17 protein-coding genes are annotated in these 16857 nt (G+C 70.3%); 13 read left to right on the plus strand and 4 right to left on the minus strand.

Features of this window, described 5'->3' with window-relative positions; translation table 11 throughout:
* Positions 1-96: 96 nt before the first annotated feature.
* From map to truA, 8 genes are all read left to right on the plus strand, one after another.
* Entirely contained in the window at positions 97-933 is an 837-nt protein-coding gene (map, locus tag ACIBBD_RS37330) for a type I methionyl aminopeptidase (RefSeq protein WP_399424267.1), read from the plus strand.
* Positions 934-1263: 330 nt separating this feature from the next.
* Positions 1264-1485 (plus strand): translation initiation factor IF-1, encoded by a 222-nt coding sequence (gene infA, locus ACIBBD_RS37335; RefSeq protein WP_003948620.1) that lies wholly within the window; start codon positions 1264-1266, stop codon positions 1483-1485.
* A 71-nt stretch (positions 1486-1556) separates the two neighbouring features.
* Complete coding sequence (gene rpmJ, locus ACIBBD_RS37340; protein ID WP_004984509.1) at positions 1557-1670, plus strand: 50S ribosomal protein L36; 114 nt, start codon at positions 1557-1559, stop codon at positions 1668-1670.
* Positions 1671-1869: 199 nt separating this feature from the next.
* A complete protein-coding gene (gene rpsM / locus ACIBBD_RS37345) occupies positions 1870-2250 on the plus strand; it encodes a 30S ribosomal protein S13 (RefSeq protein ID WP_006130767.1) in 381 nt (126 codons plus the stop codon).
* A 65-nt stretch (positions 2251-2315) separates the two neighbouring features.
* A complete protein-coding gene (gene rpsK / locus ACIBBD_RS37350) occupies positions 2316-2720 on the plus strand; it encodes a 30S ribosomal protein S11 (RefSeq protein WP_010354218.1) in 405 nt (134 codons plus the stop codon).
* A 252-nt stretch (positions 2721-2972) separates the two neighbouring features.
* A complete protein-coding gene (locus tag ACIBBD_RS37355; protein ID WP_003966937.1) occupies positions 2973-3995 on the plus strand; it encodes a DNA-directed RNA polymerase subunit alpha in 1023 nt (340 codons plus the stop codon).
* Between the two features lie 178 nt (positions 3996-4173).
* On the plus strand, positions 4174-4692 hold the full coding sequence (gene rplQ, locus ACIBBD_RS37360) for a 50S ribosomal protein L17 (protein WP_399424270.1): 519 nt from the start codon (positions 4174-4176) through the stop codon (positions 4690-4692).
* 73 nt (positions 4693-4765) lie between these two features.
* Positions 4766-5623, plus strand: a complete 858-nt coding sequence (truA, locus tag ACIBBD_RS37365) for a tRNA pseudouridine(38-40) synthase TruA (RefSeq protein WP_399424272.1) — start codon at positions 4766-4768, stop codon at positions 5621-5623.
* 170 nt (positions 5624-5793) lie between these two features.
* Here the strand turns inward: truA and ACIBBD_RS37370 are convergent, their stop codons facing one another.
* Positions 5794-6669: a hypothetical protein gene (locus ACIBBD_RS37370; RefSeq protein WP_399424274.1), complete on the minus strand. Its 876-nt coding sequence runs from the start codon at positions 6667-6669 to the stop codon at positions 5794-5796.
* A gap of 74 nt (positions 6670-6743) precedes the next feature.
* Between ACIBBD_RS37370 and ACIBBD_RS37375 the strand changes: the two genes are divergently transcribed.
* The 4 genes from ACIBBD_RS37375 to glmM all read left to right on the plus strand — a co-directional run bounded on the left by ACIBBD_RS37375 (position 6744) and on the right by glmM (position 10808).
* A complete protein-coding gene (locus tag ACIBBD_RS37375) occupies positions 6744-7955 on the plus strand; it encodes a glycosyltransferase 87 family protein (RefSeq protein WP_399424276.1) in 1212 nt (403 codons plus the stop codon).
* Positions 7956-8198: 243 nt separating this feature from the next.
* Positions 8199-8642: a 50S ribosomal protein L13 gene (gene rplM / locus ACIBBD_RS37380; RefSeq protein WP_019329618.1), complete on the plus strand. Its 444-nt coding sequence runs from the start codon at positions 8199-8201 to the stop codon at positions 8640-8642.
* A 44-nt stretch (positions 8643-8686) separates the two neighbouring features.
* On the plus strand, positions 8687-9199 hold the full coding sequence (gene rpsI, locus ACIBBD_RS37385) for a 30S ribosomal protein S9 (RefSeq protein WP_019754544.1): 513 nt from the start codon (positions 8687-8689) through the stop codon (positions 9197-9199).
* Between the two features lie 250 nt (positions 9200-9449).
* The gene (gene glmM / locus ACIBBD_RS37390) at positions 9450-10808 is read left to right on the plus strand and encodes a phosphoglucosamine mutase (protein WP_399424278.1); all 1359 of its coding nucleotides are present in this window, start codon (positions 9450-9452) and stop codon (positions 10806-10808) included.
* 172 nt (positions 10809-10980) lie between these two features.
* Here the strand turns inward: glmM and ACIBBD_RS37395 are convergent, their stop codons facing one another.
* The gene (locus ACIBBD_RS37395; protein ID WP_399424279.1) at positions 10981-11919 is read right to left on the minus strand and encodes a DUF389 domain-containing protein; all 939 of its coding nucleotides are present in this window, start codon (positions 11917-11919) and stop codon (positions 10981-10983) included.
* 22 nt (positions 11920-11941) lie between these two features.
* Positions 11942-12910, minus strand: a complete 969-nt coding sequence (gene coaA, locus ACIBBD_RS37400) for a type I pantothenate kinase (RefSeq protein WP_399424333.1) — start codon at positions 12908-12910, stop codon at positions 11942-11944.
* Positions 12911-13102: 192 nt separating this feature from the next.
* Here coaA and glmS point away from each other — a divergent pair, with 192 nt between their 5' ends.
* A complete protein-coding gene (glmS, locus tag ACIBBD_RS37405; RefSeq protein WP_399424281.1) occupies positions 13103-14950 on the plus strand; it encodes a glutamine--fructose-6-phosphate transaminase (isomerizing) in 1848 nt (615 codons plus the stop codon).
* A 161-nt stretch (positions 14951-15111) separates the two neighbouring features.
* On the opposite strand, the gene ACIBBD_RS37410 is transcribed toward glmS, so the two are convergent.
* Positions 15112-16848: a M16 family metallopeptidase gene (locus ACIBBD_RS37410; protein WP_399424283.1), complete on the minus strand. Its 1737-nt coding sequence runs from the start codon at positions 16846-16848 to the stop codon at positions 15112-15114.
* Between the last annotated feature and the right edge of the window lie 9 nt (positions 16849-16857).

Raw genomic sequence — 16857 nt, forward strand, 5'->3', positions numbered from 1 at the left:
GGGGACCGCGGCCGCTGTGTGGGGGTGGTCGTTTCCCCCGTATCGTTGAAGCGTTCGTTTCGTCGTGTCGCCGGTCCAAGAAAGGCCGTAGTCCCCATGGTGCAGATCAAGAGCCCCGAGCAGATCGCCAAGATGCGCGCGGCGGGGCTGGTCGTCGCCGCCATCCACGCGGCGACACGGGAAGCGGCCGTGCCGGGGGCGACGACGAAGGACCTGGACGAGGTCGCCCGCAAGGTGCTCGCGGAGCACGGCGCCAAGTCGAACTTCCTCGGCTACGGCGGTTTCCCCGCGACGATCTGCACCTCCGTGAACGACGTCGTCGTCCACGGCATCCCCTCCGACGAGGTCGTCCTCAAGGACGGGGACATCATCTCCATCGACTGCGGCGCGATCGTCGACGGCTGGCACGGTGACGCCGCCTACACGGCCTTCGTGGGCTCCGGTCACTCCCCGGAGCTCATCGAGCTCTCCCGGGTCACCGAGGAGTCGATGTGGGCCGGTATCGCGGCCATGAAGCAGGGCAACCGGCTCGTGGACGTCTCCCGCGCCATCGAGACGTACATCCGCCGCCAGCCGAAGCCCGGCGGCGGCCGCTACGGCATCATCGAGGACTACGGCGGCCACGGCATCGGCACCGAGATGCACATGGACCCGCACCTGCTGAACTACGTCGACCGTCGCCGCGGCAAGGGGCCCAAGCTGGTCCCCGGTTTCTGCCTGGCCATCGAGCCGATGGTGTCCCTCGGCACTCCCCGGACCGAGGTCCTCGAGGACGACTGGACGGTCATCACGACGGACGGCACGTGGTCCTCCCACTGGGAGCACTCGGTGGCGCTGACGGAGCAGGGCCCGCTGGTGCTCACCGCCCCCGACGGCGGTAAGGCGAAGCTGGCGGAGCACGGGATCGTGGCGGCGCCGGATCCGCTGGCCTGAGGTTCTCCCGGCGGGGGCTGCGGGGGCTGCGGGGGATCTCGCCACCCGCCGCTCCTTCGCGTCCTGTAAGCCCGGGTGTTGCCGCCCCGGCGCCGCGCTTCGGCCCTGAACGGGCCTCGTCCTCCAGTGCGGGCGGGCTGGGTCGGCCGGGACCGGGCTCCTGTGCGCGGTCGCATGATGATCTCCCCCGTGGGGCAGGCTTCCCCGATTCGTTTTTCCGGGTGCGCTGACGTAGACTGACTCGTCGGCTCTTGTGCACCCGCATGTCTGCATGCGCCCGTAAGGGAAAGCCCAGGAGTCGATCAAGGTAGTCGATTCGAAGGGCGAAGCGTGGCCAAGAAGCAAGGTGCCATCGAGATCGAGGGCACTGTCGTCGAGTCTCTTCCGAACGCCATGTTCAAGGTCGAGCTCCAGAACGGCCACCAGGTCCTGGCACACATCAGCGGCAAGATGCGTATGCACTACATCCGCATCCTCCCTGACGACCGGGTCGTGGTGGAGCTGTCTCCGTACGACCTGACGCGTGGCCGGATCGTCTACCGGTACAAGTAGATCTTGCCCGAACCCCGTGCTCTCCCTGTGCACGGGGTTGCCGGCAACTGACCCGGAGAACCTCACATCCCATGAAGGTCAAGCCGAGCGTCAAGAAGATCTGCGACAAGTGCAGGGTGATCCGCCGTCACGGTCGGGTCATGATCATCTGCGAGAACCCGCGCCACAAGCAGCGCCAGGGCTGATCGCACACGGATCACACCCTCTGCATCGATATCGCAGAGACTTCGCGCGACGCGAGCTGAATATGTTCATACGCAGGACCCAGGCGTTTCATCGCGCCTGACACCCCCGGTTCGGAGGCCGGGGACCCAGTTCGTACCTGGTACGGCGGCTGGGAGCCGGTTCTGTGGAAGACCTCCGAAGATCACCAGGAGCCATTGAATGGCACGCGTTTCCGGTGTTGACATCCCGCGCGAAAAGCGCGTGGAGATCGCCCTCACCTACGTGTTCGGCATCGGCCGGACCCTCTCGCAGCAGACGCTCGCTGCCACCGGCGTGGACCCGAACACCCGTGTTCGTGACCTCACCGAAGAGCAGCTCGTCGCGATCCGCGAGTACGTCGACAACAACATCAAGACCGAGGGTGACCTCCGTCGCGAGATCCAGGCCGACATCCGCCGCAAGGTCGAGATCGGCACCTACCAGGGTCTCCGTCACCGTCGTGGTCTGCCCGTCCGCGGTCAGCGCACCAGCACGAACGCTCGTACCCGCAAGGGCCCGCGTCGCGCCATCGCCGGCAAGAAGAAGCCGGGCAAGAAGTAGTCCTCAGCGGACGCTCATCAGCGGTCTTCGCTGTAGGACCGACCACCTCCCGTAGGAGTAAATAGATGCCCCCCAAGGGACGTCAGGGCGCTGCCAAGAAGGTGCGCCGCAAGGAAAAGAAGAACGTCGCGCACGGCCAGGCGCACATCAAGAGCACGTTCAACAACACGATCGTGTCCATCACGGACCCGGCCGGCAACGTGATCTCGTGGGCCTCCGCCGGCCACGTCGGTTTCAAGGGCTCGCGCAAGTCCACGCCGTTCGCCGCGCAGATGGCCGCCGAGTCGGCTGCCCGTCGCGCTCAGGAGCACGGCATGCGCAAGGTCGACGTCTTCGTCAAGGGCCCGGGCGCCGGTCGTGAGACCGCCATCCGTTCCCTGCAGGCCACGGGCCTCGAGGTCGGCTCCATCCAGGACGTCACCCCGACCCCGCACAACGGCTGCCGTCCGCCGAAGCGCCGCCGCGTCTGACGCACCGGCCCACGGCGGCTCGGCTTCCGGCTGGGGGTGTGGGGGTCGTCCCCCACATGTCGCAGTACGGCTGCCGTCCGCCGAAGCGCCGCCGCGTCTGACGCGTCGCCTTCACGGCACCACGGTTGTCCGGGCGGTACGGCTCTTTCGGGCCGTGCCGCCCGTACCCTTGCAGTACCCGTACCTCTCAGGGTGCGGTTTCCGTCGGGCGTCAAATAGCGGGCGTCCACGAAAGAAGGATCTGATCCACACATGCTGATCGCTCAGCGTCCCTCGTTGACCGAAGAGGTCGTCGACGAGTTCCGCTCCCGGTTCGTGATCGAGCCGCTGGAGCCGGGCTTCGGCTACACCCTCGGCAACTCCCTGCGCCGGACCCTTCTGTCCTCCATCCCCGGTGCGGCTGTCACCAGCATCCGCATCGACGGTGTCCTGCACGAGTTCACCACCGTGCCGGGCGTCAAGGAGGACGTCACCGACCTGATCCTCAACATCAAGCAGCTGGTCGTCTCCTCGGAGCACGACGAGCCGGTCGTGATGTACCTGCGCAAGCAGGGCCCGGGTCTGGTCACCGCCGCCGACATCGCGCCGCCGGCCGGTGTCGAGGTGCACAACCCCGACCTCGTCCTCGCCACGCTCAACGGCAAGGGCAAGCTGGAGATGGAGCTGACCGTCGAGCGCGGTCGCGGCTACGTCTCCGCCGTGCAGAACAAGCAGGTCGGCCAGGAGATCGGCCGGATCCCGGTCGACTCGATCTACTCGCCGGTCCTGAAGGTCACGTACAAGGTCGAGGCCACGCGTGTCGAGCAGCGCACCGACTTCGACAAGCTGATCGTCGACGTCGAGACCAAGCAGGCGATGCGTCCGCGTGACGCCATGGCCTCCGCCGGTAAGACGCTGGTCGAGCTGTTCGGTCTCGCCCGTGAGCTGAACATCGACGCCGAGGGCATCGACATGGGTCCGTCCCCGACGGACGCCGCGCTCGCCGCCGACCTGGCGCTGCCGATCGAGGAGCTGGAGCTCACCGTTCGGTCGTACAACTGCCTCAAGCGTGAGGGCATCCACTCCGTGGGTGAGCTCGTCGCCCGCTCCGAGGCCGACCTGCTGGACATCCGCAACTTCGGTGCGAAGTCCATCGACGAGGTCAAGGCGAAGCTGGCCGGCATGGGCCTGGCCCTGAAGGACAGCCCGCCCGGATTCGACCCGACCGCCGCCGCGGACGCGTTCGGCGCGGACGACGACGCCGACGCCGGATTCGTCGAGACCGAGCAGTACTGAGAGTTCGGACCGGACGGTCCTTACTCGGGTGCGGGTGGGCCGTGGCTTGCCGCCCGGCTCTCCGCGCCCCTTCCGGGGCTCCCTTCGGGGACGCCCCGGATCTCCGACAGGCGACCGCCTGCTCGGATACTGACCCCGGTACCTGATACGGCCGGGGCAGACACACAGGAGAAGAACCATGCCGAAGCCCACCAAGGGTGCCCGTCTGGGCGGCAGTGCCGCGCACGAGAAGCTGCTCCTCGCGAACCTCGCGAAGTCGCTGTTCGAGCACGGTCGTATCACCACCACCGAGGCGAAGGCCCGCCGCCTGCGCCCGTACGCCGAGCGTCTGATCACCAAGGCGAAGAAGGGCGACCTTCACAACCGCCGCCAGGTGCTCCAGGTCATCACGGACAAGGGCGTCGTCCACACGCTCTTCACCGAGATCGGCCCGCGCTACGAGAACCGTCCGGGTGGCTACACCCGCATCACCAAGATCGGTAACCGTCGTGGCGACAACGCGCCCATGGCCGTCATCGAGCTGGTCGAGGCGCTGACGGTGGCGCAGGAGGCGACCGGCGAGGCCGAGGCCGCCACCAAGCGCGCGGTCAAGGAGGCCGAGGAGACCAAGGCCGCCGAGGAGACCAAGGCCGAGGAGACCCCGGCCGAGGACGCCAAGGCCGACGAGGCTCCCGCCGAGGAGTCGAAGGACGCCTGAGGCACTGCCTTGCGTCGAGCGGGTCCGCCCTTTTGGGGCGGGCCCGCTCTCGCGTTGCTGAGAGGATCTAGGGGTGAGTGACGAAGTACGGCCCGGGTGCGTACGGGTGCGGCTGGACCTTTCCTACGACGGCACCGAGTTCTCCGGGTGGGCCAAGCAGGCCGGCGGACGGCGGACCGTGCAGGGGGAGATCGAGGACGCCCTGCGGACGGTCACGCGGTCGACGGAGACGTACGAGCTGACCGTGGCCGGGCGTACCGATGCCGGGGTGCACGCGCGAGGACAGGTCGCCCATGTCGATCTGCCGCGCGAGGTGTGGGCCGAGCACCACGAGAAGCTGCTGAAGCGGCTCGCCGGGCGGCTGCCCAGGGACGTGCGCGTGTGGGCGCTGCGGGAGGCTCCCAGCGGCTTCAACGCCCGCTTCTCGGCGATCTGGCGGAGGTACGCGTACCGGGTCACCGACAATCCCGGTGGCGTGGACCCCCTGCTGCGCAACCACGTCCTGTGGCACGACTGGCCGCTGGACGTCGACGCCATGAACGAGGCCGCGCGGCGGCTGCTCGGCGAGCACGACTTCGCCGCCTACTGCAAGAAGCGGGAGGGCGCGACGACGATCCGTACCTTGCAGGAGCTGAGTCTGCGCAAGGGCGACGACGGGATCATCACCGCGACCGTGCGGGCCGACGCCTTCTGCCACAACATGGTGCGTTCGCTCATCGGGGCGCTGCTGTTCGTGGGGGACGGGCACCGGGGGCCGGAGTGGCCGGGGAAGGTGCTCGCGGCGGGTGTACGGGACTCGGCCGTGCACGTCGTACGGCCGCACGGGCTGACGTTGGAGGAGGTCGGCTACCCGGCCGACGAGTTGCTCGCCGCCCGCACCAGGGAGGCGCGGAACAAGCGGACGCTGCCCGGGACGGCCGGGTGCTGCTGACCCCTCGCCGGGGCGGACCCTGGTCGACGGGTTCGACGATCGGTCACGTCACCGCTCGCGGCACCCGCGAGCAGGTGGCGTCCGGAGGTGCGGGGCGGGCCGCTCATGACGAGTCCCCCAGGGATCAGCGGTGATCGGAACGGGGGACTCTCACGCGCCTGTCCGTGCGGTCAGCCGTTCGCTGCGGCCGAGGCCTGGGCCTCGCCCCGGCGCTGGATCTGCTGGAACGTGAACCCGGCGAGGTCGTCACCGGTGGTGAAGACCTGCGTGTCCTTCGTCGTCACGTCCTTGCCGTCGGTGAAGCCGGTGATGGTGAAGTAGGCGTAGCGGCCGTAGGAGTTGGTCGTCGAGCGGCAGACCGCGCCGTTGCAGAACGTCTTGGCGCCCTCGCCGGTGAGGGCTTTGACGAAGCTCTTCTTGTCGGCCTGCTCCTTGGCCTTGAGGGCCTGGGCCTCGGTGTCGAAGACGGCCACGCCGACCGTCACCGCGATGGTGTCCTTGACGTACGTGACGCGCATCAGGCGGGTGCAGTCGTTGGCGGCCAGGACCTTGGGCAGGGTGCCCTGCACGCCGGTGGAGCAGTCGGTGGTGTCGGCCTTGGTGACCTTCTGGTAGACGGTCGAGCCCATCGTCAGCTGCCGGCCCGGGAAGAGGAGGTCCGGCCCGTTGGGGGCCGTGTCCTTGGCCTTGCTGGAGATGAACTCCTTCGGATCCAGCGGCGGCGGGGCGCTGGTCGGGGCGAAGGACGGGGTGGCGGACGCGCTCGGCAGGTCGGCGGTGGCGGGCAGGGAGGAGGTGGGGCGGCTCGCCTCGTCCTCGCCGTTCGCCGACACCACGGCCATGGCCACGGCGGTGCCGACCGCGATCGTCGCCAGCGCGCCCCCGCCTATGAACAGCAGGCGGCGGCGCCTGTTGCGCGTCTCGGACGCCTCGGCCAGCGCGGCCCAGTCGGGAGACGCGTCCGTGGCGCCGCTGCTCCACGGCTGCTCGGAGTTCGGTTTCCAGGGATCCCACTGGGACTGAGGTCCCCCCTGCCCATAGCTCATGGGCCGCATCTTAGACGCGGCGACGGGTGTGCTGTTCCGCCTCAACGGAGGCCGGAGCGCCTAGCGTTCCAGGAATGAGTACGGGCAAACACGACATCTCCGGGTGGTTGGTGCGGCGTTCTCCCTGGCCACTGTGGTGGGGGCTCGCGGCGGTGCTCGGTGCCACGGTGGGGCATGTGGCGCGGGCCACCTCGGACGGCGGGATGGACAACGCGATCGTCGTCGGGGCGGCGCGGGCCTGGCTGGCGGGCCGCTCCCCGTACGACGATCCGCACTTCCTCTATCTGCCGAGCGCGGTGCTCGCCGCCGCCCCGCAGGCGCTCCTGCCGCAGGCGGTACTGCGCGTGCTGGTGCCGCTCGCGATGACGGCCTGCCTGGCGGTCGGCTGGGCGTGCGCGCTGCGGTTGCACCGGGTGCCGTGGGACAGCAGGCTCGCGGTCCTCGGCCTGGCCGGGCTGGCGGCCGGCTTCGCGCCCTTCGGGCACCTGGTCCGGCTGGGCAACTGGACGGCGACGGCGGTCCTGGCCCTGCCGCTGGCGCTGCTGCTGGTGAGCCGGGGCCGGTGGACGGCGGCGGGCGCGGTGCTCGGCGCGGCCCTGGCCCTGAAACCGCTGCTGGCCCCGCTGGCGCTGCTGTTCCTCTTCGCCCGCCGCTGGCGGGCGCTGGCCGTGCTGGCCGGGGTGCCGGTGCTGGCCTCCGGCGCCTGCGCCCTGCTGCTGCCCGACCCGGCGGGTTTCCTCACCCGGACCCTGCCCTTCCTGCTGCACGGCCAGGACAGCTTCGTACGGCTCTACGAGGCCTCGCCGGGGGCGGTGCTGCCCCGGCTGGGGGTGCCGTCGCCCGCCGCCCGGGCCCTCGCGCTGGCGGGCTGCGCCGCCGGGGTGGCCTGCGCCTACCGGCGCTGGCGCCGCGCCGACCCCGGTCCGCTGCGGCTCGCCGAGACCGCCGCCGGGCTGATGCTGTCGGCGTTCCTGGTCTCCCGGCCGTCGTACGACCACTACCTGCTGGTCGTCGTCCCGCTGCTGCTGGCCGGGCTGACGTACCCGGGGGCGGTGGCGCGGGGACCGTGGTTCTGGCTGGCGCTGGTGCCGCAGTTTCCGGGGCTGACCTGGCCCTATCTGGAGACGGGACGACGGCGGGCCTTCAAGGACGCGTTCACCCTGTGCGCCTTGGCGGTGACGGTGGCGTCCCGGTCCGTCCGGCGGCTGAGGACGAGGCCCGTCCAGGGCCGAGGCGGGGGTCCGAGGGTGGCGGCCCCCGGCGACGGCCCCGCCTACACTGGGTGAGAAGAGCGGCGGACCCCGGTGTCGGCCGACCTCGTTTTGACCCGGTCGCCGCACCGCAGGTATCCTGCATCTTCGTTGTGTATTGGCTTGCTCATTCTCACGGGACGGGCCCTTACACCGGTCCACCGGGCCGATGACCAGCGACCAGCACGCGGTTTGCGTCACCGCAGTGCGGTCAGGGCTGTCGTGATCGTCTTCGGTGACCTTGTCAGGACCACTCACTCGAAGCGAAGGCTACGAACCGTGCGTACGTACAGCCCCAAGCCCGGCGATGTGACGCGCCAGTGGCACGTCATCGACGCTCAGGACGTCGTCCTGGGCCGTCTGGCCACCACTGCCGCCACCCTGCTCCGCGGCAAGCACAAGCCGATCTACGCGCCGCACGTCGACGCTGGTGACTTCGTCATCATCATCAACGCCGACAAGGTGCACCTCTCCGGCAACAAGCGGACCCAGAAGATGGCGTACCGCCACTCCGGCTACCCGGGTGGTCTGCGCTCCGTCCGTTACGACGAGCTGCTGGACAAGAACCCCGAGAAGGCCATCGAGAAGGCCGTCAAGGGCATGCTCCCGAAGAACTCGCTGGGCCGTCAGATGCTCTCGAAGCTGAAGGTCTACAAGGGTGACCAGCACCCGCACGGCGCGCAGCAGCCGCAGCCGTTCGAGATCACCCAGGTCGCGCAGTAAGTCCGGCCACACCACCCCGAGCTGAAGAGAATCTGAGGAGAACCGTGGCCGAGACCACTGCCGAGCAGCCGCTCGAAGAGCTTGACATCGACAGCTACACCACCGAGTCCGAGGTCCCCGTCGAGGGTGAGTACACCTCGGAGTCCCTGGCCTCCCGCTTCGGTGAGCCCCAGCCGGCCGCCGGCCTGGGCCGCCGCAAGAACGCCATCGCCCGCGTCCGGATCGTCCCGGGCACCGGCAAGTGGAAGATCAACGGTCGCACCCTCGAGGACTACTTCCCGAACAAGGTGCACCAGCAGGAAGTCAACGAGCCGTTCAAGGTTCTCGAGCTCGAGGGCCGTTACGACGTCGTCGCCCGCATCGCCGGTGGCGGTGTCTCCGGTCAGGCCGGTGCGCTCCGTCTCGGTGTCGCCCGCGCGCTGAACGAGGCGGACGTCGACAACAACCGCGGCCCGCTGAAGAAGGCCGGCTTCCTCAAGCGTGACGACCGTGCGGTCGAGCGCAAGAAGGCCGGTCTCAAGAAGGCCCGCAAGGCTCCGCAGTACAGCAAGCGCTAAGCTTCGCTGCCTGCTCGTACGTAGGGCGGGCGGTCGGCTCGCCTCGTACGTACTCCGAACGCCCCGGCGGCACGCCACAGTGCCGTCGGGGCGTTCGTTTTCTCGCAGCCGTGGGCGTATAACGGCACAAGGTGCTCAAAGGCTTGTGTGATCGGATGTTCAGGGCATCAAATGCCTGAACGCGGGAGCCGCGCCGACCATCCGGAACGCCCGCACGGCTACCGAAACCGACGCTTCCTCAGGAGGACAAGTGGGACGACTCTTCGGCACGGACGGCGTGCGCGGTGTCGCCAACGCGGATCTCACGGCCGAGATGGCGCTCGGCCTCTCCGTCGCGGCGGCGCATGTGCTGGCCGAGGCGGGCACCTTCGAGGGCCACCGGCCGGTGGCGGTGGTCGGACGGGACCCGCGCGCGTCCGGGGAGTTCCTGGAGGCCGCCGTGGTGGCCGGTCTGGCCAGTGCCGGCGTCGACGTGCTGCGGGTCGGTGTGCTGCCCACCCCGGCCGTGGCGTACCTGACCGGCGCGCTCGGCGCCGACCTCGGCGTGATGCTCTCCGCCAGCCACAACGCCATGCCCGACAACGGCATCAAGTTCTTCGCCCGCGGCGGCCACAAGCTCGCCGACGACCTCGAGGACAGGATCGAGTCCGTCTACGACGAGCACCGCCACGGTGAGCCGTGGGAGCGGCCGACCGGCGCGGACGTCGGGCGGGTGCGGTCCTACGACGAGGGGTTCGACCGGTACGTCGCCCACCTCATCGCCGTCCTGCCCAACCGGCTCGACGGGCTGAAGATCGTCCTCGACGAGGCGCACGGCGCGGCCGCCCGGGTCTCGCCGGAGGCGTTCACGCGGGCCGGCGCGGAGATCATCACCATCGGCGCGTCGCCGGACGGGCTGAACATCAACGACGGCTGCGGCTCCACGCACCTGGACAAGCTGAAGGCCGCGGTCGTGGAGAACGGGGCCGACTTCGGCATCGCGCACGACGGCGACGCCGACCGGTGCCTGGCCGTGGACCACACCGGTGAGGAAGTGGACGGCGACCAGATCCTGGCCGTGCTCGCCCTCGCCCTGCGGGAGCGGGGCGCGCTGCGCTCGGACACCGTCGTCGCGACCGTCATGTCCAACCTCGGCTTCAAGCTGGCCATGGAGCGGGAGGGCATTCACCTCGTCCAGGCCGCCGTCGGCGACCGGTACGTGCTGGAGGAGATGAAGCAGCACGGGTACGCGCTCGGTGGCGAGCAGTCCGGGCACGTGATCATCCTCGATCACGCGACGACCGGGGACGGCACGCTGACGGGCCTGATGCTCGCGGCCCGGGTCGCTCAGAGCGGGAAGACGCTTCGCGAACTGGCGTCCGTCATGGAGCGGTTGCCGCAGGTGCTGATCAACGTGCCGGACGTGGACAGGTCCCGGGTCGGGGAGTCGGCCGAGCTCGCCGCCGCCGTGGGCGAGGCGGAGCGGGAGCTGGGGGCGACCGGGCGGGTTCTTCTCCGGCCGTCCGGGACCGAGCCGTTGGTGCGGGTGATGGTCGAGGCGGCGGACATCGATCAGGCCCGGTCTGTCGCCAGTCGGTTGGCCGATGCGGTGAAGTCCGCGCTGGGCTGAGAGCGGGGGCGGGCTCGGGTCGGGGGTTTGGCGGTTCCGGGGTTCCGGGTGCTGGGGTTCTGTGCGTTGCGGGCTGTCGGTCGGGGGCTGCGGGCTGCGGGCCGTGGGCTCCGGACTCCGGGCTCGTCGTGGTTCCTCGAGCGGTTCCCCGCGCCGCTGGAGGCGAGCTGTTCTACCCGGCGGCGGATCGCGTCGGCTGCCTCGACCAGAGCCACTTCTGGACCAGCAGGGTCAGGGTGCCGGCCAGGATGATGCCCAGCAGGTTCAGCAGGAGTTGTTCCGTGGAGCCCCAGGTCTGTCCGGTGTCGCCGTAGCTCAGGGCCACGGCGGCGTTGGCGGCTGCCGGGACCGTGGTGACCGAGATGGCCACGCCCACCAGGGCCCCGGACTTGGCCGACGTCAGGGAGAGGGTGCCGGCGGCGCCCGCCAGGACGGCCACGATGAAGGAGAACGCGTCGGGGGCGTAGACGAAGCTCGTCTGCGGGCGGTCCGCCTCCAGTTGCTCCTCGCTGAACAGGCCGATCCAGTCCATGAAGAGGCTGAAGCCCACTGTCACCGCCATGGCCAGCGCGAAGCCGGCCAGCAGGGCGACGAGCGAGCGTATCGCCAGGCGCGGGGCGCGGCGCACGACCGCCGTGGAGATGCCGGCCAGCGGACCGAACTCGGGGCCGACCGCCATCGCGCCCACGATGAGGACCGCGTTGTCGAGCACGACACCGCAGGCCGCGATCATCGTCGCCAGCGTGATGAACGCGAGGTAGGTGACGGAGAGCGTCGACTCCTCGTGCGTCGCGTCGGTCAGGTGCTCCCACAGGACCGCGTCCGCGCCCTCGCCCGGTGCCTCGTCCTGGGCCTTGTCGGCGCGCTGGGACAGCGACAGGTCGATGTTCTCGACGGCGATCGAACCGCTCTCGTCCAGACCCAGTTCCCGCAGGCGGCCGAGGAGTTCGTCACCCGCCTCGCGCGCCACGTCGCACAGGACCACGTCGCCGGGAGGGGTGCGGGCGGCGCCCGGCACCACCACCAGGTGGGTGGTGCCGACGGTGTTCTCGATCAGGCGGACCACGTCGTCGGTCGTCTCGGCCGGAGTGATCAGGCGCAGATGCAGCATGACGCCTTTCTAACAGGCCTCCTCACAGCTTGCGGAGGCTGAGTCGCTGCACCTTGTGGTCGGGGCCCTTGCGGACGACGAGGGTGGCGCGGCCGCGGGTGGGGGCGATGTTCTCCACCAGGTTGGGCTTGTTGATGGTGCGCCACATCGTGCGGGCGTAGTCCAGGGCCTCCTCCTCGGAGACCTGGGTGTACTTCCTGAAGTAGGAGGACGGGTCCTGGAAGGCCGTCTCGCGCAGCCTGCGGAAGCGGTTGAGGTACCAGCGCTCGATGTCCTCGGTGCGGGCGTCGACGTACACGCTGAAGTCGAAGTAGTCGGCGAGGCCGACGCGGGTGCGGCCGTCCTTGCCGGGGAGGGCGGGCTGGAGGACGTTCAGGCCCTCGACGATCAGGATGTCCGGACGGCGGACGGTGAGCCGCTGGTCGGGGACGATGTCGTAGATGAGGTGGGAGTAGACGGGGGCCGTGACCTCGGCCTTGCCGGCCTTGATGTCGGCCACGAAGCGGGTGAGGGCGCGGCGGTCGTAGGACTCGGGGAAACCTTTCCGCGACATCAGGCCGCGGGCCTGCAGTTCCCTGGTGGGGAGCAGGAAGCCGTCGGTGGTGACCAGTTCGACGCGGGGGTGCTCCGGCCAGCGGGACAGCAGGGCCTGCAAGAGGCGGGCGACCGTCGACTTGCCCACCGCCACGGAGCCGGCGACTCCTATGACGAAGGGGGTGCCGGCCTGCGAGCCCTGCTCGCCCAGGAAGGTGTTGAGGGCGCCGCGCAGACCGTCGGTGGCGCCGACGTAGAGGTTGAGGAGGCGGGACAGCGGAAGGTAGATGTCCCGTACCTCGTCCAGGTCGATGACGTCGCCGAGGCCACGCAGTCTCTCGACCTCGTCGGCGGTCAGCGGCAGCGGCGTCTTGTCACGCAGCGCGCTCCACTCGCGGCGGGTGAGGTCGACGTAGGGAGTCGCCTCCGGCCTGTGCCGGTGGGCGCTCCGGGGCATCGGGGAGACCGGAGAGATCACAGTCCATTGTTAACGGAGTTCGAACGGCGTGGCGGGTGGGCTCCGTCACGCACCGCTTTTCGTGGCGGTCGGCCGCAGGGCGCGCGTACCCGTGCGTATCACGGCGGGAATTTCCGAAATCGGGCACGTGAAGGCCCTTTCGGGGCGCGGTTCGGTCGTAGGCTGCCGCGCATGTGCGGAATCGTGGGATACGTAGGGTCGCAGTCGGCGCTCGAGATCGTGATGGCCGGGCTGAAGCGGCTGGAGTACCGGGGGTACGACTCGGCGGGTGTCGCCGTGCCGGCGGACGGAGGGCTCGCCGCCGCCAAGAAGGCGGGCAAGCTCGTCAACCTGGAGAAGGAACTCGTCGAGCGGCCGCTGCCGAGCGGCACGACGGGCATCGGGCACACGCGGTGGGCCACTCACGGAGGTCCCACGGATGCCAACGCGCATCCGCACCTCGACAACGCCGGGCGCGTCGCCGTCGTGCACAACGGGATCATCGAGAACTTCGCGGTGCTGCGGGCGGAACTGGCCGAGCGGGGGCACGAACTGGCCTCCGAGACCGACACCGAGGTGGTGGCCCATCTGCTCGCCGAGGAGTACTCCGCCACGGCCGACCTCGCGGAGGCCATGCGGCTGGTGTGCCGGCGGCTGGAGGGCGCGTTCACGCTGGTGGCGGTGCACGCCGACGAGCCGGACGTGGTCGTGGGGGCACGGCGCAACTCGCCGCTCGTGGTGGGCGTCGGAGAGGGCGAGGCCTTTCTCGCCTCGGACGTCGCCGCGTTCATCGCCCACACACGGTCGGCGATCGAGCTGGGTCAGAACCAGGTGGTGGAGCTGCGCCGGGACGGTGTGACGGTGACCGGCTTCGACGGCCGGCCGGCGGACGTGCGGTCCTATCACATCGACTGGGACGCGTCGGCCGCGGAGAAGGGGGGCTATGACTACTTCATGCTCAAGGAGATCGCGGAGCAGCCCAAGGCGGTCGCCGACACGCTGCTGGGGCGCATCGACGCGTCCGGCTCGCTGACGCTGGACGAGGTCCGTATCTCCACCGCCGAGCTGCGGGAGGTGGACAAGGTCGTCATCGTCGCGTGCGGTACGGCCTTCCACGCGGGGATGATCGCCAAGTACGCCATCGAGCACTGGACGCGGATTCCGTGCGAGGTGGAGCTGGCGAGCGAGTTCCGGTACCGGGATCCCATTCTGGGCCCGCGCTCGCTGGTCATCGCCATCTCGCAGTCAGGCGAGACCATGGACACGCTCATGGCGCTGCGGCACGCCCGTGAGCAGGGCTCCAAGGTGCTGGCGATCTGCAACACCAACGGTTCGACGATCCCCCGCGAGTCGGACGCGGTGCTGTACACGCACGCCGGGCCGGAGGTCGCGGTCGCCTCGACGAAGGCGTTCCTGACGCAGCTGGTGGCCTGTTACCTGGTGGCGCTGTACCTCGGACAGGTGCGGGGCACCAAGTGGGCGGACGAGATCCGGGCCGTCGTCCGCGACCTCGCGCGGATCTCCGGTGACGTGGAGCGGGTGCTGGAGACCATGGAGCCGGTACGGGAGCTGGCGCGGTCGCTCGCCGCGAAGAACACCGTGCTGTTCCTCGGGCGGCACGTCGGCTACCCGGTCGCGCTGGAGGGCGCGCTCAAGCTGAAGGAACTGGCGTACATGCACGCCGAGGGCTTCGCGGCGGGCGAGCTGAAGCACGGGCCGATCGCGCTCATCGAGGAGGACCTGCCGGTGGTCGTGGTCGTGCCGTCCCCGCGGGGCCGGTCCGTCCTCCACGACAAGATCGTGTCCAACATCCAGGAGATCCGGGCCAGGGGCGCCCGCACCATCGTGATCGCCGAGGAGGGCGACGAGGCGGTCGTGCCGTACGCCGACCATCTGGTGCGGATTCCGGTGACGCCGACCTTGCTGCAGCCGCTGGTGGCGACGGTTCCGCTGCAGGTGTTCGCCTGTGAGCTGGCGACGGCGCGGGGCAACGAGGTGGATCAGCCGCGGAACCTGGCCAAGTCGGTCACGGTGGAGTGAGCGGGGGCTTTTCCGGGGGCGTCCAGGAGGGTGGGGGTGGGGGAGATGAGCGGGTGCGGGTGGGTGGGGCCGGTCGCGCGGTTCCCCGCGCCCCTGATCGCCTGCGGCGATCGGGGGCGCCCGGGCCGTGATCGTCCATGGCGACCGGGCGTCCGCCCTCCTCAGCCCCGTCTGCGCCTGCGGGCCGTGTACAGCTTCCAGGTCACCAGGAGCAGCGGGAGCTCCAGGATCCAGACGCCGGTCACCGCGCCCCACTCCGGGGCGGGGGCGCTCGCCTCGTCGGCTGTGATCACCGCGCACAACAGGCCCCAGACCGCCGCGAGGAGGCCGACGAGCCACAGGGCCAGGGTCCAGGGCCAGGTCGTGCGGGCGGGGGTGGAGGAGGCGGGTGTGCGCGGGCGGGGCTGCGGGACGTGGTCCGGTTCGCGGGCGGGCATGCGGACCACCGCCACCGGCGGGACCGCCGCGTCCAGGGCCGCGATCCGTTCCGGGGTGACGCCCCGGTAGAGGGTCGGCTCCACGGTGACCGTGAAACCGTCGTGGCCGGTGAGGCCACGGGCGCCGTCCGGGCGGGTGGTCATCGCGGCGCAGGCGTCGTAGCGGACGGTGACCGGACCCCTCGGGGTCGTCAGGGTGACGCCCTCGGCACCGATGACCAGCGTGACCCGCTCGTCCTCCAGGGACTGGTGGCGGGTGCCGGTGACGGCGGTCGGGGAGAACTGGGGGGCCAGGGTGAACCCCGCCCAGTCGACCCCGCGGCCCGGCACCTGGAGCAGGGCGGTGTCCCACGCCTCCCGGGCCACCTCGCGCAGGTCGGCCACGGTCACCGCGTTCAGCTCGGCCTTGTGCTGCTCGGGGGAGAGGACGCGGTGGCCGAGCAGCAGGTTCAGGGCGTACGACGGGAGCGAGGCGGCCCCGAGGTCGGGCGTGTCGTACCGCTTCAGGAGCTTGGCGCGGACGGAGTCCAGCTCCGACTGCTCGATACGGCCCGCGCGCAGGCGCGCCAGGGTGTCGACGAAGCCGCCGACCACCGCGTCCTGCTTCTGCGGAAGGGAGTCGGCGTACGCGGTGAGGGTGGCGAAGCCGGCGTCGCGCGGGGAGTAGTCGGCCTCCGCCGAGTACGAGTAGCCGCCCTCCTGGCGCAGGTCCTGGAAGAGGGCCCGGCCGAGGACGTCCGCGAAGACGGAGGCGGCGGTCGAGCGGCGCAGCACCGAGGTGAGCACGACGTGACCGTCGTCGCCGTGGATGTAGGCCGGGGTGACGGGCAGCGCGCTGGTCGCGGCCGGCGCCGGGAAGCGGCGGCCCCCGGGCAGGGTGAGGTCCAGACCCTCGGGCACGTGCCCGCTGGTGATCCACAGCACCGCGTTGTCCCGGGTGAAGCGGGACTGCGCCCACTGCCGTACCTGGTCGGGGGTCAGACCCCAGGTGCCGAGCTCGTTGTAGCTGGACAGGCCGTAGCCCTGGGCTCCGTACCGCCACAGCGGGAGCTGGGAGTTGGGGCCGCCACCGCGGCCCGCCGCCTCCGTGCGCAGGATCTCCTTCTCGGTCTCCAGCCGGTCCATGGGCAGGTCCCGCAGGCCCGCGCACACGCTGTTGAGGTAGGAGACGACCTCCTCCTCGCCGCCGGTGACGTGGAAGAGCGTGTACGCGTTCGCCGTGGCGCCGTTGTAGTGCAGGTCGGACAGGCCGAGGCGGTGCAGGGCCAGGTGTTCGACGAGGTGGGTGATCCCGGCGGTGGCCAGGGTCTCGTCGGCGCGGCCCACCCGGAAGAAGAGACCGGCGGTGATCTCGTTGCCGGAGGCGGGGGCGTACAGGGTCGGGATGCCCTGGACGGTGGTGTGGGAGAGCAGGCCGTCGAGGGCGGCGAGGTCGTTGTGGTCGTGCAGCTCGGTCGTCATGTGCCCCGC

This window comes from Streptomyces sp. NPDC051315 (assembly GCF_044455165.1).
In the GTDB taxonomy this organism is placed as follows: Bacteria; Actinomycetota; Actinomycetes; order Streptomycetales; family Streptomycetaceae; genus Streptomyces.

Excerpts from the sequence above, each read along its gene's own strand:
- map (WP_399424267.1), top strand. The coding sequence starts at position 97 with ATGGTGCAGATCAAGAGCCCCGAGCAGATCGCCAAGATGCGCGCGGCG.
- rpmJ (WP_004984509.1), top strand. The coding sequence starts at position 1,557 with ATGAAGGTCAAGCCGAGCGTCAAGAAGATCTGCGACAAGTGCAGGGTG.
- rpsM (WP_006130767.1), top strand. The coding sequence starts at position 1,870 with ATGGCACGCGTTTCCGGTGTTGACATCCCGCGCGAAAAGCGCGTGGAG.
- rpsK (WP_010354218.1), top strand. The coding sequence starts at position 2,316 with ATGCCCCCCAAGGGACGTCAGGGCGCTGCCAAGAAGGTGCGCCGCAAG.
- ACIBBD_RS37355 (WP_003966937.1), top strand. The coding sequence starts at position 2,973 with ATGCTGATCGCTCAGCGTCCCTCGTTGACCGAAGAGGTCGTCGACGAG.
- rplQ (WP_399424270.1), top strand. The coding sequence starts at position 4,174 with ATGCCGAAGCCCACCAAGGGTGCCCGTCTGGGCGGCAGTGCCGCGCAC.
- ACIBBD_RS37370 (WP_399424274.1), bottom strand. The coding sequence starts at position 6,669 with ATGAGCTATGGGCAGGGGGGACCTCAGTCCCAGTGGGATCCCTGGAAA.
- ACIBBD_RS37375 (WP_399424276.1), top strand. The coding sequence starts at position 6,744 with ATGAGTACGGGCAAACACGACATCTCCGGGTGGTTGGTGCGGCGTTCT.
- ACIBBD_RS37395 (WP_399424279.1), bottom strand. The coding sequence starts at position 11,919 with ATGCTGCATCTGCGCCTGATCACTCCGGCCGAGACGACCGACGACGTG.
- coaA (WP_399424333.1), bottom strand. The coding sequence starts at position 12,910 with ATGCCCCGGAGCGCCCACCGGCACAGGCCGGAGGCGACTCCCTACGTC.
- glmS (WP_399424281.1), top strand. The coding sequence starts at position 13,103 with ATGTGCGGAATCGTGGGATACGTAGGGTCGCAGTCGGCGCTCGAGATC.
- ACIBBD_RS37410 (WP_399424283.1), bottom strand. The coding sequence starts at position 16,848 with ATGACGACCGAGCTGCACGACCACAACGACCTCGCCGCCCTCGACGGC.